Origin of the sequence: Alteraquisediminimonas sediminicola (assembly GCF_019740335.1) — a bacterium.
In the GTDB taxonomy this organism is placed as follows: domain Bacteria; phylum Pseudomonadota; class Alphaproteobacteria; order Sphingomonadales; family Sphingomonadaceae; genus Alteraquisediminimonas; species Alteraquisediminimonas sediminicola.
Genome location: NZ_JAHXZS010000003.1, coordinates 1 through 13,822, shown reverse-complemented (window position 1 = coordinate 13,822; position 13,822 = coordinate 1). Strand labels below are relative to the sequence as shown.

The 13,822-nt window shown below is 60.5% G+C and carries 9 protein-coding genes; 3 read left to right on the top strand and 6 right to left on the bottom strand.

From position 1 onward, the window contains the following. Window positions 1-27: 27 nt before the first annotated feature. The 3 genes from K6117_RS08075 (at window position 28) to K6117_RS08065 (ending at window position 3,932) form a co-directional block, all read left to right on the top strand. Window positions 28-1,440 carry a class II fumarate hydratase gene (locus tag K6117_RS08075; protein ID WP_246604960.1) on the top strand — a complete coding sequence of 471 codons (1,413 nt, stop codon included), beginning with the start codon at window positions 28-30 and terminating at the stop codon, window positions 1,438-1,440. Window positions 1,441-1,548: 108 nt separating this feature from the next. Then, window positions 1,549-3,036, top strand: coding sequence for a thymidine phosphorylase family protein (locus tag K6117_RS08070; protein ID WP_221793790.1), 1,488 nt, complete (start codon window positions 1,549-1,551; stop codon window positions 3,034-3,036). Beyond that, window positions 3,033-3,932: a ribose-phosphate diphosphokinase gene (locus K6117_RS08065; protein ID WP_221793788.1), complete on the top strand. Its 900-nt coding sequence runs from the start codon at window positions 3,033-3,035 to the stop codon at window positions 3,930-3,932. The genes K6117_RS08070 and K6117_RS08065 overlap by 4 nt, the downstream gene beginning before the upstream one ends. 33 nt (window positions 3,933-3,965) lie before the next feature. On the opposite strand, the gene K6117_RS08060 is transcribed toward K6117_RS08065, so the two are convergent. From K6117_RS08060 to K6117_RS08035, 6 genes are all read right to left on the bottom strand, one after another. Further along, a complete protein-coding gene (locus K6117_RS08060) occupies window positions 3,966-5,312 on the bottom strand; it encodes an HlyD family type I secretion periplasmic adaptor subunit (RefSeq protein ID WP_221793787.1) in 1,347 nt (448 codons plus the stop codon). Further along, on the bottom strand, window positions 5,309-6,409 hold the full coding sequence (locus K6117_RS08055; RefSeq protein ID WP_246604959.1) for a cell wall hydrolase: 1,101 nt from the start codon (window positions 6,407-6,409) through the stop codon (window positions 5,309-5,311). The genes K6117_RS08060 and K6117_RS08055 overlap by 4 nt, the downstream gene beginning before the upstream one ends. 2 nt (window positions 6,410-6,411) lie before the next feature. Next, the gene (locus tag K6117_RS08050) at window positions 6,412-8,553 is read right to left on the bottom strand and encodes a type I secretion system permease/ATPase (protein WP_343211758.1); all 2,142 of its coding nucleotides are present in this window, start codon (window positions 8,551-8,553) and stop codon (window positions 6,412-6,414) included. A 61-nt stretch (window positions 8,554-8,614) separates the two neighbouring features. Next, on the bottom strand, window positions 8,615-10,015 hold the full coding sequence (locus K6117_RS08045; protein WP_221793783.1) for a TolC family protein: 1,401 nt from the start codon (window positions 10,013-10,015) through the stop codon (window positions 8,615-8,617). A gap of 14 nt (window positions 10,016-10,029) precedes the next feature. Beyond that, entirely contained in the window at window positions 10,030-10,743 is a 714-nt protein-coding gene (locus K6117_RS08040; RefSeq protein ID WP_246604958.1) for an OmpA family protein, read from the bottom strand. Between the two features lie 38 nt (window positions 10,744-10,781). Beyond that, the coding region (locus K6117_RS08035) for a DUF5801 repeats-in-toxin domain-containing protein (protein ID WP_221793781.1) at window positions 10,782-13,822 on the bottom strand (3,041 nt) is incomplete at its 5' end.

Sequence of the window (13,822 nt, the reverse complement as noted above, 5' to 3'; positions counted from 1 at the left end):
AGATCTCACGATCTAGGAGGGACGCGCATGTCGGCTCCGACACGTATCGAAAGCACCCGGGTCGAAAGCGATAGCCTGGGTAATATAGAGATTGCCGCTGATCGACTATGGGGCGCACAGACGCAGCGATCACTGCATTATTTTTCCATCGGCACGGAATTGATGCCGCGTGAAATGGTGCAGGCTTATGCGTGGCTGAAAAAAGCCTGTGCCGAGGCCAATCACCGCGCCGCTCGGATGGATGGGCGGCAGGCCGCGCTGATTGCCCATGTCTGTGATGAGATACTCGCCGGGCAGCATCAGGACATGTTCCCGCTACATGTGTGGATGACCGGCAGCGGCACCCAGTTCAACATGAATGTGAACGAGGTGATCGCCAATCGCTGCTGTCAATTGGCGGGGACGCCGCTTGGGAGCAAGACCCCGGTCGATCCCAATGACGATGTGAACATGTCGCAATCGACCAATGACAATTTCCCCACCGCGATGCATGTTGCGTCGGGCGTCGGGGTGACAAGGCGGCTGATCCCGGCGGTCAAGGCGCTGCACGATGCGATGGCGGCCAAGGCAGTGCTTTGGGCGGACATAATCCGCATTGGTCGCACCCATTTGCAGGATGCGACGCCCTTGACCCTGGGCCAGCAATGGTCGGGCTATGCCGCGATGCTGGACGGCAATCTGGCCGAGATCGATCAGGCACTGATTGATGTCTGGCCGTTGACATTGGGCGGTACGGCGGTGGGCACCGGGCTGAATGCGCCCGCCGATTTTGCACAAGCAGCGATTGCGGAGATTGCCCGATTGACGGACCTGCCCTTTCACATGGTCGCCAATCGTTTTGCGGCGCAGGGCGGGCATAATGGGCTGGTGCGATTGTCGGGTGCGCTGCGGACGCTGGCGGTGACGCTGACCAAGATCGCCAATGATATTCGGCTGGTCGCGAGCGGGCCGCGTGCGGGTCTGGGTGAATTGATCCTGCCGGAGAATGAGCCGGGGTCGTCGATGATGCCGGGCAAGGTCAACCCGACTCAATGCGAGGCGCTGACGATGGTGGCGGCGCAGGTGATGGCGAATGATGTGGCGGTCGGATTGGGCGGCGCGGGCGGCCATTTGGAAATGAATGCGTATAAGCCGCTCATCATTTACAATCTGTGCCAGTCGATCACACTGTTGACGGATGGCTGCACCAATTTCCGGCGTTTCCTGATCGAGGGGACCGAACCGCATCGCCGCAATATCGCGCAGCATTTGGACCGATCCTTGATGCTGGTGACGGCGCTGGCCCCGGTGATCGGCTATGCCAAGGCGGCGGAAATTGCCCATCATGCGGCGGTTCATGATCTGACCTTGCGTGAGGCGGCCTTGGCGTTGGGTTATGTCACGGCAGCGGATTTCGACCGGATCGTTGATCCCCGACGGATGATTGGCCCGGATGGGTGAGAGATGCCGTTTTTGATGCGTTTCGCTATTCCGGCCCGCGCCCGCATGCTTTAATGCAACAGCGATCTGGCGCGGGGCCAAATGACCGCGCCAAGAGGAAGGATGCTGATGCTCAAGATTCGCAAGGTAGCGGTCGACACTTTTCCAGAAAATACGGCGTTCATGCTGCGCGCGGCCAATGGCTATGATGCCGAACAATTTCAGGCGCTGCGCAAGATCGAAGTGATCCACGCCCAACGCCAGATCCTCGCAACCCTTGCGATTTCGGATGATACGTCGATTGTCGGCCATGGCGAGCTGGGCCTTGGCGAACAGGCGTTTCGCCGCCTTGGCCTGCCGGAAGGGACCGAAGTCTCGATTGCACAGGCGACTCCGCCACGCAGTCTTGAATTCGTGCGTCGCAAGATCGGTGGCGATGAGCTGACCGAGGAAGAAATTGGCGCGATCATCAATGATATTGCGGCCTATCATTATTCGCCGATGGAAATCGCGGCCTTTCTCGTCGCCTGTGCGGGGTTCATGACGACGCATGAAACTTTGGGCCTGACCCGCGCGATGGCACAGGCGGGGAGCAAGATGAATTGGCAATCGCAACTGGTGGTCGACAAGCATTGCATTGGCGGCATCCCCGGCAATCGCACGTCGATGATCGTGGTGCCGATTGTCGCGGCCTATGGCCTGACGATCCCCAAGACATCGTCGCGGGCGATCACCTCGCCCTCCGGCACGGCGGATACGATGGAAGTGCTGGCGAATGTCGGCCTGACGTCCGAACGGCTGCAACAGGTGGTGGCGGCGGAAAAGGCGGTGCTGGCATGGGGCGGCAGTGTCAATTTGTCGCCAGCGGACGATGTGCTGATCTCGGTCGAGCGACCGTTGCGGATCGACACATTTGAACAGATGGTCGCCTCGATCCTGTCCAAGAAAATGGCGGCCGGTTCTACCCATTTGGTGATCGACATCCCCGTCGGCCCGACGGCCAAGGTGCGGACCCAAAGCGAAGCCCTGCGCCTGCGTAAGCTGTTTGAATATGTGGCGGGCAAGGTCGGGCTGACGGTCGATATTGTGATGACCAACGGCACCCAGCCGATTGGTCGGGGCATCGGCCCGGTGCTGGAGGCGCGGGACGTGATGGCGGTGTTGCGGAACGATCCGGATGCGCCCGCCGATTTGCGCGAACGCGCGTTGTTTCTGGCAGGGCGCGTGCTTGATTTCGATCCGGCCCTGCGCGGGGGATCGGCCTATCAAAAGGCACGGGATATTCTCACCTCCGGCGCGGCGCTGGCGAAGATGGAAAGCCTGATCGACGCACAGGGGCGGCAAGAAGCGCCGGTGCCATTGGGCGCGCACAGTCATGATATTTTGTCGCCCTGCGACGGCACGATCAGTGCGATTGATTGTCACCAGATCGCCCGGATTGCGCGACTGGCGGGCGCGCCGATGGACAAGGGTGCGGGCATCGACCTGTTTCACAAGATCGGCGCCACGGTCAAATCGGGCGAGCCTTTGTATCGCATCTATGCCAAGTCCGAGGCGGGGCTGAACTTCGCGCGCGAACTGGCGCTCGAATCCTCTGGCTATGATGTGCAACGATGACAGCCGCGCTATATTATTTCGACGATGAGGCAGATGCGGCCAATCGGCTTGGAGCAGCCTTGGGCATGGCCTGTCACGCGATCGACCGTCGTCAATTCCCAGATGGGGAAAGCCTGATCCGCATTACCGAACCTGCCACCACCGCGTTCGTCTATCGCTCGTTATTCCAGCCGAATGACAAATTGGTGGAGTTGCTGCTGGTTGCATCGGCGCTGCGCGATAGGGGGGTAGCGCGGGTGATTTTGGTCGCGCCCTATCTTGCCTATATGCGGCAGGATGTGGCTTTTCTCCCTGGACAGGCGGTGAGCCAGCGGGTGATCACCCAGTTGATCGCCGATCATTTCGACGGATTGGTGACGGTCGATCCGCATCTCCACCGCACACCGAGTCTGGAGGCCATCGCGCCGCAATTGCAGGTGGCATATGTCTCTGCGGCGGGAACATTGGCCGAGATGCTGCGGCCCGACATCGCGCCCGGCACGATTATGGTCGGCCCGGATGGAGAATCGCGGCCTTGGGTCGAAAGCGTGGCCAAGCCGTTGGGCTGTAATGTGCTGGTGGGGGAGAAAGTCCGCTTTGGCGACCGCGAGGTGGAGTTGACCGTGCCGGGGATCGAACAAGTGGCGGGACGGCCCGTGATCCTTGTCGATGACATGATTTCAACCGGTGGCACCTTGTTGAAATGCACGGCCTTGTTGCAGGCGGCGGGCGCGACATGGGTTGAGGCGGTGACGGCGCATTGTCTGGCATCGGATGATGACCTTGCCCAGCTGGCTTTGGGCGGGATTCAACGGGTGCGCGCGACGGATACGGTTGCGGGGGTGACGGTGGCGGCGGCGATAGCCCCGGCCTTGGCAACGGCGATCCGGGAGAAATGGGGCAGCTTATTGGCGTAAAGCCGTTGCTGCCCCGCATCTTTCCTTATTGAATCAGCGTTCCCGCAAGGCCTCGGACCGCGCCTTCAGCATCGGTTTGAGAAGATAGGTCAGCACGCTTTTGCTGCCGGTGATGATTTCGACATCGCAGATCATGCCCGGCGTGATCGGCAGGCGCTTGCCGCCCGCCAGCAGATAGGACCGATCTGTCTCGACGATGACCGAGAAATACGCCTCTTTGGCCGCTTCGTCATAGATACTGTCGGCGGACACCTGCACCACCTTGCCTGCAAGACCGCCATAAATGGAGAAGTCATAGGCGGTGACCTTCACATTCGCCCGGTCGTTGACCTTGATGAACGCGATGTCCTTGGGCGTGACGCGGGCTTCGATCAGCAGCTTTTCGCCAATCGGCACGACCTGCATGATCTTTTGCCCTGCCTGCACATAGCCGCCGATGGTGGTGACCTGCACGTCATTGACGATGCCTTCGACCGGAGACCGGATTTCCGTGCGTTCGACCCGGCCTGCGGCACCGCGCAGTGATTCCTGATTGACCGCCATCTTGGCCGCCAATTGGCTGCGTTCGTTCAATGCCTCTTGCCGGAACTGGAGCGAGGCTTCCGAGGATTGCGCTTGTGCTTCGGCGATACCGGCGGCGGCGCGCGACACGGCCTGTTGCGCGGCGGCGAGGCGACCTTGCAGATCGGCGGCTTCGCGCTGGGCAGACAATAATTCAGTCTGCGGCACGATCGATTTCGCGGCCAATGGCGCGAGCATGTTCACCTGACTTTGCGCGAGTTGAAGGCTGGAACGCAGGCCTTGGACCGTGGCCTGTGCCTCGGAATAATCGCGGCGGCGCTGTTCGACCGCCGAGGACATGGCGCTCATCTTGCTCCGCAATGCGGATTCGCGCACCGACTGGAGCGCGGCTTCTTGCTGGCATTCGACCGGCACGCTGCCATCCGGATTGGGCGGGCAATTGTCGCCGCCGATGCCGCCTTCACGCGACAGGCGGGCGGCGCGGGCACCGAGCGAACGGTTTTCGGCTTCGATCTGGCCAAGCTGCGAGGTGGATTCCGTATCATCCAGCCGCACCAGCAACTGGCCCTTCAGCACGCGCTGACCGGAGCGGACAAGAATATCGCGGATCGAGGCGGGTTCGCTCGATTGCACGACCTGCACCTTGCTCGACGGGATAACGCGGCCCTGACCGCGCGTGATTTCATCGACCTGCGCAAGGCTTGCCCAGAGGAGGAACAGCAACAACCCGGTCCCCGATGCGACGACGACCTGACGGGTGCCGTCCAGCGCCTGATACCAGTGCCAATGCGCCTTCAGATCGGTCCAGCGGCGCAGATCGTCGCGATTGATGGTCTTCACATCTGCCCAGCGGATCATAGACCATTGCCCTCATTGGTGGTGGCGGCATTCGCCGTTGCGGCCACGACCCGAACGGCCTGTTGGCGAGAGGCGAGGGCAGTGGTTGTCCTGCTCGCGTCAGTAGGTGAGGGGATGTTCAATTTCCAGCCCTTGCTGATATCAAGCCGTCCGCCGACATCATTGGCGGCGTGGCGGATGGGAACGAGATTGGCGGGCAGGGTCGCCTTGGCCAAGGCCTCGGTTTGATCGTCGGCGGTTGCCAGCACCGGCAGCGCATCACGCGGCAGCAATGCCGGGATCGCTTCCATTCCCGCATAGCGACCATTGAACGCGGCGGGCGTGCCCCAGCCACCGGGCCAGCGATAGAAAATATGCGTCGCGATCTGGGCGAGCTTGGTCAAATGCGGCGCCCAATAAGGCGAGACATAATTGGCGTGATAATGGGTGGCGAGGCCGACCGAGACTTCTACCCGGCCTTGCAGGGCGTCGCGGGCGATACGTTCGGCGGCGCGCCATGCCGCGGGTTGCGGCGCATGGGCAAGCGAGCCATCGCAGGTGAAGCTGAACTGGCACACGGGCTGGTTCGCGCCTTCATAGACCACGCCGCACACCGATTTCGGAAAGGCGGGGTGGCGCATGCGGTTGAGCACGACCTGCGCGACGGCGCGTCTGCCCGCTTCGGGTTCGAATCCGGCTTCGTAATAAATCGCCTGCGTCATGCATTTGAGCGCGGTCTTGGCGCTGGGCGTGGCGATGCTGGCCAATTGAAACGCGCGGGCGGCGCGGATCGGCTGGGCGGCGAAGGGGAGGGCCTCGTTCACCTTGATCGCGTCTTCACCCTTGATGATCGGCTGTGGCAGGCCGCTTTGGGTCAGCGAGATCAATTCTTCTTTTTCGACCTCGGAAATCGCGACCGGGGCTTCATCTGAGGGGGTGCTGGCTGGCGCATGGAACAATGCCGACAGGCGCGACCAGCCCGCTTCCGGCATCAACAATGCGCTGCCGCCGATGGCGCAGACCATCAACGCGGCGGCATAATGCAGGCGATGACGGCGCGGGGCGGACATTTCGGGCCGGTCGGCGGTGGGTAAGGTAGCGAGAGGTGCGCTTGTCATTGTCATGCTCCCGACGCAGTGGCGGCGAGGTTGCCAAGGATCTTGTCACGCGGGCCATCTGCGATGATCCGGCCCTGATCGACGACGATCAGGCGATCGACAATCGACAACAGGGCGTTGCGATGGGTGCAGACGATCAATGTCTGATCGGGCTTGATCGCCTTGGTCAGGCGTTCGATGAACATCTTCTCGGTCAGCGTATCCATTGCCCCGGTCGGTTCATCGAGGAAAAGCAATTGGCACGGATCGATCAATGCGCGCGCCATGACCATGAAGCTGCGCTGCCCGCCCGACAGGCGCGAACCGCGTTCGCCGATATGCATGTCAAATCCCGCCGCATCGCGACCGATAAACGCATCGGCCCCGGATTCCGCGATCACTTCGATCAGCCGTTCATCCGTCGGGGTGACGGTGCCGAGCATCAGATTTTCACGGATCGTGCCGCTGAACAGCTCGGCATCCTGCCCGACGAACCGGAGCGCGCGGCGCATATTGTGCGGGTTGTGCTGGCGGCTATCGAGGCCATCGAGCAGATATGTCCCCTCGGTCGGCTGATACAGGCCGCACAAGACGCGGCCCAAGGTCGATTTGCCCGAGGCGACGCGGCCGATGATGCCGATGCGTTCGCCCGGCGTGATCTTGAGATTGATGCCGGTGAGTGAATCCCGTGCGGCTTCCGGATAGCGGAAGGCGAGTTCTTCCAACTGGATGTCGCCGCGCTTGACCTCCGGCACGACCGAACGGCTGCCGAAGCTGCGTTCGTCTTGCTGGTCCATCAGCACTTGCAGGCTATCGAGCGTCACGAACGCCTGACGCCCCCGGGTGATAAGGAACGCGAGTTGCCCGACCGGGGCCAGAGAGCGACCGGCAATCATGACGATGGCGATGATCCCGCCCATCGAAATTTCCCCGGCGGAGAACATGTAAAAGCCGCCGATGACCAAGGCGACGCTCGTCGCCTGCTGGCAATAAGACGCAAGGTTGACGGCGGTGGCGGTCAATTTACGCAGTCGTTCCTGCGTCAGCGCGCTGGTATCTGCATAGCGCCGCCAGCGGCCCATCATCCGGCCTTCGGCATGGCAGGCCTTCAGCGTTTCCAGCCCGCCAATCGCTTCGATCAGCACTGTCTGCTGCAAGCTTGAATCCGATTGTGCATCAAGTGCTGCCTGACCCATGGCGCGTTGCAGCGTGAAGCCCGCCGCCCCCATGATGATGATCGCCATGATTGGCACCAATGCCAGCCAGCCGGCCAACACGATCACCAGACCGACGAACAGGAACAGGAACAGAATATCGACCGCCAACACAATCGTGGTGGAGGCGAAAAAGTCGCGGACCTGTTCAAATTCCGACACGCGGCGCGCGAGTGCGCCGGTGCTGCCTTGGCGTGCGGCCAGCGGCAGGTTGATCACCTTTTCGAACAGTCGCTGCGACAATCGGCTATCGAGCTTGCGCCCCAGTTCATCGACCAGCCTTGTGCGCGCGAGGCGCAGATTGAGGTCGATTGAAATCGCCAGCAACACCCCGAACGCCAATACCCACAGGCTGGTGGCGGCGCGGTTTGGAATCACCCGGTCATAGACGTTCATCGTGAACAGCGGCAATGCGAAGGCCAGCAGGTTGATGATCAACGCGGCCAGCATCACGAACAGGAAGGAGCGGCGAATCTTCCAGACTTCGCTCCAGAACCAATGGGTGCGCGCGGTCTTGTTCCACGGGCGTTCGCCCTCGCGTTCGCGCGTTGGATCGACATCGACGACGATCGCTTCGCCAATATGATGGGCTTCGATGCTCGCCATCGGCACCCAGACGCGATCTGGTGCGCCCGGCATGGTGATTTCGCAATCACCCTCGTTGATGGCGTGGAGAATAAGGGCGCGCTTGCCGCTCAGCGCAAGAATGCATGGCAGTTCGCGCGATGGCCAACGGCGGAGCCGGTGATGCACCGGCTCCGCGCGTAGACCAATATTTTCAAGTGCCGTTTCCGCTTGGTGGAACGGCATCTGCCCTGCTTCGTCAAGCGCCATGCCGGCCTTGACTGCTGCGGGGGACGAGGGCCGGTCATGGGCCGCCGCGAGGATGCGGACGCATTCGAGAACGTCGTCCGCAACCTGAGGCTGCCTTAGCCAATCGTCAAAAGTCACTATCTGTAATCCTTGCAGTTCTCACCCGGCTTGCGGGATCGGCCACAAGCTCGAAAGTGTCTTAATCGGCGTAGCGACGACGCATGGTTTCAGCAGGTGGCGTCGGGCCGACATGAAAGCGGGTACGCGCTTCGGCCTTGGCCGAAGCAGGGGCGTTAAGCTCTACTGCCTGCAACAGAGCATTCTCTGCTGCGAGGATCTTATATTCCGCAAACTGATTTGCGAAACGTGCTGTCTCGGCGCGAACCTGCACATTGTAGCGCGTGTTCTGGGCGTCGAGAACGTCCAGCAACGACCGGCGGCCGACGTTGAACTGCTCGCGATAAGACAGGAGCAGGTCATCGGAGACCTTGCTCTGCTGGTCAAGCTCGTTAACCAGCTTTTCTTGGTTAATCCATGCGTTCCACGAACGACGGACATCTTCTTCGGCTTCGCGCGACACCTGATGGAGGCGGAAACGGGCTTCGCTGGCGCGACGAACCATTTCCTGCACCTTGGCGCGATTGATGCCGCCATCGAATACCAGCCAGCGGGCCACGACGCGGGCCTGCAGATCGGTGGTCTTGCCACGGACGCCATCGACTTCATCGCCATGACGCGCCTGACCTTCGAGCGAGAGCGTCGGGCCAAGGTCGGCCTTTGCCTTGCCGATCATCGCATAGGCCGCATCCAGATCGGCCTGTGCTTCACGGACCTTCGGATTTTTGGTGCGGGTCTGTTCGATCGCATCGGTCAGGTCGGCGGGCAGCTTGGCCCGCAGCGATTCCGGCAGGATCGCGGCTTCGTCAATGTCGAGGCCAGTCAGCGTGCGGATCGAAATCGCCGTGTTGGTCATCTCTTCACGTGCTTCCGTCAGACGGGCGCGTGCGGACTGGAGACGTTCTTCCGCCTGCTGCTGATCGGCAATGCTGATGGAACCCTGCTTCACGCCTTCCGACAGGTCGCCGGCAAGCTTTTCATGGAAGGTCACATTATCGGCGGAAGCGGCGACGATGCGCTGCTGCAACAGATAATCGAGATATTGCCGGGCCACCTGCAAGGCGATGAATTCCGAGCGTTCCTCGATGCGATTGGCGGCACCATCGGTACGGGCGGCCTGACGCTTCAATTCATTGGCACGATTGCCGGAGTCGAAGATGATCTGTTCGCCACGGATGCTGGCTTCCAGCGGGTTCAGCGTGTCATCGTCAATGCCAAGGGCGCGGCGGCTCGGGTTTTCAAGGCGACGGACGCCCGCCGAACCTTCGACCGAAATGCGTGGCAGGAACAGACCCTGCGCCTGTTCGCGTTCGAATTCGATCGCTTCCTTGTTCTGGATCGCCTGATTGATTTCCGGATGGGAATCGATGGCGATGGCCATGGCGTCACGCAGGGTCACCGTTTCCGCCGATGCAAAGCCCGCGACGCCGGTGATGCCGACGAGCGCTGCGCTCGTGAGCAAAAGTTTCTTGAAATTCGTCATTGTCGCTCTCCCCATCAATTACCAGGCTGGACGGCGATGATTTCCACGCGCCGGTTGGCCGGTTCGCGAACGCCGTCCGCCGTTTCGATCTTCAGTCCGGCCTCACCGGTGCCCGAAATCGTCATTTCGCCAGCGGACAAGCCAAGCGATTGCAGAATGGCAGCGACATTGTTGGCGCGACGCATCGACAGACCGTCATTATAGGCGTTCGGCCCCGACGTATCGGTATGACCGGTGACCGTGAACGACGTCCAGCCGCAGTTCGGACGGGCCTGTACGAATGGCGCAAGCAATGCGCTGGCATCCGCCGGGGGCACATCTTCGTCCCAGTTGAAGAACAATTCCATGATCGGCGATGCTTCGCATTGTGCCACGACCGGTGCGGCTACGACGGGCGCTACCGGTGCCGGGGCGGCCAGACGCGCGGCGAAGTCGTCGCACTTGCTGATGCTTGGCTCGTCTTTTTCACCTGCTTTGGTGAAGCCGATGGCAATGCCGCATTGCGCCTTTGCTTCGTTCGCCCAGATGTAACGGGGCGAGTTCGCGCGCAATGTTTCCGACGCCTGCGCGGCTTGCACCGCATCATTATAGCGACGGTCCAGCTCGGCACGCAGTTCACGCATGCCCAGCTGCATCAGCGGGGAAGGAGCAGCCGCATGTGCGGGGGCGATGCCACCCATCAACATGGTTAATGCAAGGCCCTTCAGGGCAAGTTTATAGGCTGTCATTATTTCCCTCCGTTAAATATATTCTGAACTCGCCTCGATCAGCCCATGACCGAGGTGTGTGCGTCCGGATGGGTCATCGCGAGATGGTCCATCGTATCTGCAAAGTTCAGGTGCGCACCGGCGAACATGTCGGCAATGGCTCCAGCTTCGCTGCCAAGGCTGCTCAGCAGCGCACCAGCATCCGCCTGTCCGGTCGAACCGGTCAGCAGATCCAGTACATGATCGATGTTCGGGCCTTCGCCCGAGCCACCGCTCAACGCATCGGCAAGGACATCGCCGATCTGGGCCGGGGCAGCTGCCTGCTGGATCAGCACCGCTTCGACCGCCACAGTGCTCGGCGCATCGATCGACACGCTTTGGGCAAAGTGGAAGATCGACGGGCTGATGTCGGTGTCGCTGAGCAATTCAGCGATGACCGGCGCAGCATCGGTGTCGGCAGCAACGTCCAGACCCGACAGGGCCGGATGGTCTTCGCCAGATGAGACCGGTGCATGGGCTTCGGCATGTTCTGCCGAAACGTCGAGACCGGTCAACAACTTGCCGTCGATATCCGCGCTTGCCTGTTCCGTGGTCACATCATCCGTCGAGGCGGTGGTTGTTTCCACGGTCACCGGATGCTGTTCGACCGTCTGTTCTTCGGTCGCGACCGGCTGGGCATTGCTATCGTCGCTTTCGACCATGGCAATCAGGCTCGCGGCGAGCAGCGCATTCGAGATGCTGCCGTTGATCGAGGTCTTTTCCAGCTCAACATTGTCGTTGGTCGCGGTCGTCGTCACCGTGGTGAAGCCAACGTCATCAACGGCATAAGTGTTGCCATTTTCCGTGGTGTAGCTGCTGGTGCCGAAGATGATGACATCGCCATCTGCCGCCGTCGCGACCTGGCCATCCGAGACCAAAGCGAGCGAGGCAATGCCCTCCTCGGTCAGGCTCTGGAATTCGCCTGCATCGACAACGCCATCCTGATTGGCATCCTGCCACACGCCGAACCCGGCAAATGCCGCGTCATTGGCATCAAGCACGCCATCCTGATTGCTGTCATAGACCTGCGCCAGACCTTCAAGATCGGTTTGACCTTCATGGGTGGCGAAGCTGATCTTGAAAGATCCATCTTCGTTGCGCAGGGCAAGCAGGCCATCATTGCCAGCAACCCAAGCCGTGCTTTCCGCCACGCCGTCACCGGCATAGTCATAATGCACGCCGGCTTCGAGGCCGACATAGCTGACCTGACCATCATGATCCATGTCGAGCGCGACCGGGGTGACAATAGCCAGATTGGTCGTGGTCGTGCTGTCGCCATCGGCATCGGTCACGGTTACTGCCAAGGACAGTTCAAGATCCGATGTTTCGGTGTCGATCTGAACGAAACCGATATCGACAACCTTGATCACGTCATTGTCGACAGTGCCATTGGCAACCGAGAAGGCCTCTGCATTGTCGGTCGAGGTGCTGGCAACGCCGGTGTCACGGTCAAGATTAATGGCGAGGTTGTCGACATTGGTCACCGTTTCCGTGGATACGAGCAACTGGGCGCCATAGATACGATAGTCTTCACCACCGAAATTATAATCATTGGATTCGATGATGATGACGCCATCGCTGCCATCCGCAAAGGTGATGCCATAGGGGTTGGTTTCGGACGACAGCCAGATGTCCTCATAATCCACCACGATGGAGCGGGTGGTTTCAGCACCATCGCCATCAACCAGTTTCAGCACGACGACCATGTCTTCGCCAACGCCGAGCTGATCGACCTTGATGTAGATGCCATCGGCATATGCACGGTTAGCCTCGGTGACTGGGTTAGCAATATCTACGGCCTGAATAGTGTCGTAAGCGAAGTCCATGTTGAGCACTTCACCGGCCTGCAATGTATCGCCGGCAACGCCGTTCGATGCACCGGTAACGCTGACCCAAGACTGGGTGCCGGTGAAGGTATCACCATCGACATAGCTTGTATCGTTGCCGGTTGTCTTGAACGTCACCGAAGCCCCTGGGGCTTCGACGCCAGCCGAGAAGCGAACATAGAAATGGTCGTCCAACTTCGACAGCACGACTTCAGGCTGTGCATCAGACGAACCGTCAAAATTGAAAGATTCCTTGGAGATCGTGCCACTGGTCGTGACGATATTGTAGCTCTGGATAGGTTCATCCAGCGCCACCGTGTAGGTGCCCGCAACCTTATCAAAGGTGATCGTGCCGGTTGCTTGCTGCGTCAGGGTGTCATCCGCCGGGTTCGGCTGATAGGTGAACAAGAAATCGAACACCGCTTCATCCGCATCTTCGGACGACCAACTCACATCTGTGTCGGTGACGGAAAGCCCGCCGACGCTGCCCGAGATCAGCACGGCCAGATCGGTGTGCGTAGCATCGTAAGTGGTACGTTGATCGGCACCGACATCATAAACGAAATCGCCGGTCCACTGTGTGGTTTCAAACCCGGGGACTGCCGCGGCATCGCCATATAGACCTAAAGTCGGACCATCATCATAGAAGTCGAGCTGATCGGCGATGCTGACGGTCAGATCTGCGGTGTCGTCATCGCCATCGGTGACCGTTGCGGTGACCGTGATGAGATCGGCATCAAGCATCGAGGCGATGTCATTGTCATCGGTCTCGTCAGCATGGATGATGGCGCGCTGCTGATCGAGTTCCAGATCGCCATTGGCGGCCACCGAGAGGACGAACACGATGTCGTTCGAGGTTTCGGTATAGCCTTCGACATCGCCATCGCCATTGACGCGCAGGAGCACGGCTTCACCGGTGGCGGTGTCGACCAGCCCGCTGTCTGCGCCATCGGCAGAGACATCGAGCGTGTAGACCACGCTCTTTTCGCCATCGGCACCGGCAGAGATATCGAACAAGCCCGCGATATTGTGGCTGGTGTCGTCGGCGGTCAGATCACTTTCATCGACCGACAGGGTCGGCACGGCATCGCTGCTGCGTTCGATGCTGGGACCATCATCATAGAAGTCGAGCTGATCGGCGATGCTGACGGTCAGATCTGCGGTGTCGTCATCGCCATCGGTGACCGTTGCGGTGACCGTGATGAGATCGGCATCAAGCATCGAGGCGATGTCAT

Coding starts and splice junctions, on each gene's coding strand:
- K6117_RS08075 (WP_246604960.1), top strand. CDS start 28: ATGTCGGCTCCGACACGTATCGAAAGCACCCGGGTCGAAAGCGATAGC.
- K6117_RS08070 (WP_221793790.1), top strand. CDS start 1,549: ATGCTCAAGATTCGCAAGGTAGCGGTCGACACTTTTCCAGAAAATACG.
- K6117_RS08065 (WP_221793788.1), top strand. CDS start 3,033: ATGACAGCCGCGCTATATTATTTCGACGATGAGGCAGATGCGGCCAAT.
- K6117_RS08060 (WP_221793787.1), bottom strand. CDS start 5,312: ATGATCCGCTGGGCAGATGTGAAGACCATCAATCGCGACGATCTGCGC.
- K6117_RS08055 (WP_246604959.1), bottom strand. CDS start 6,409: ATGACAAGCGCACCTCTCGCTACCTTACCCACCGCCGACCGGCCCGAA.
- K6117_RS08045 (WP_221793783.1), bottom strand. CDS start 10,015: ATGACGAATTTCAAGAAACTTTTGCTCACGAGCGCAGCGCTCGTCGGC.
- K6117_RS08040 (WP_246604958.1), bottom strand. CDS start 10,743: ATGACAGCCTATAAACTTGCCCTGAAGGGCCTTGCATTAACCATGTTG.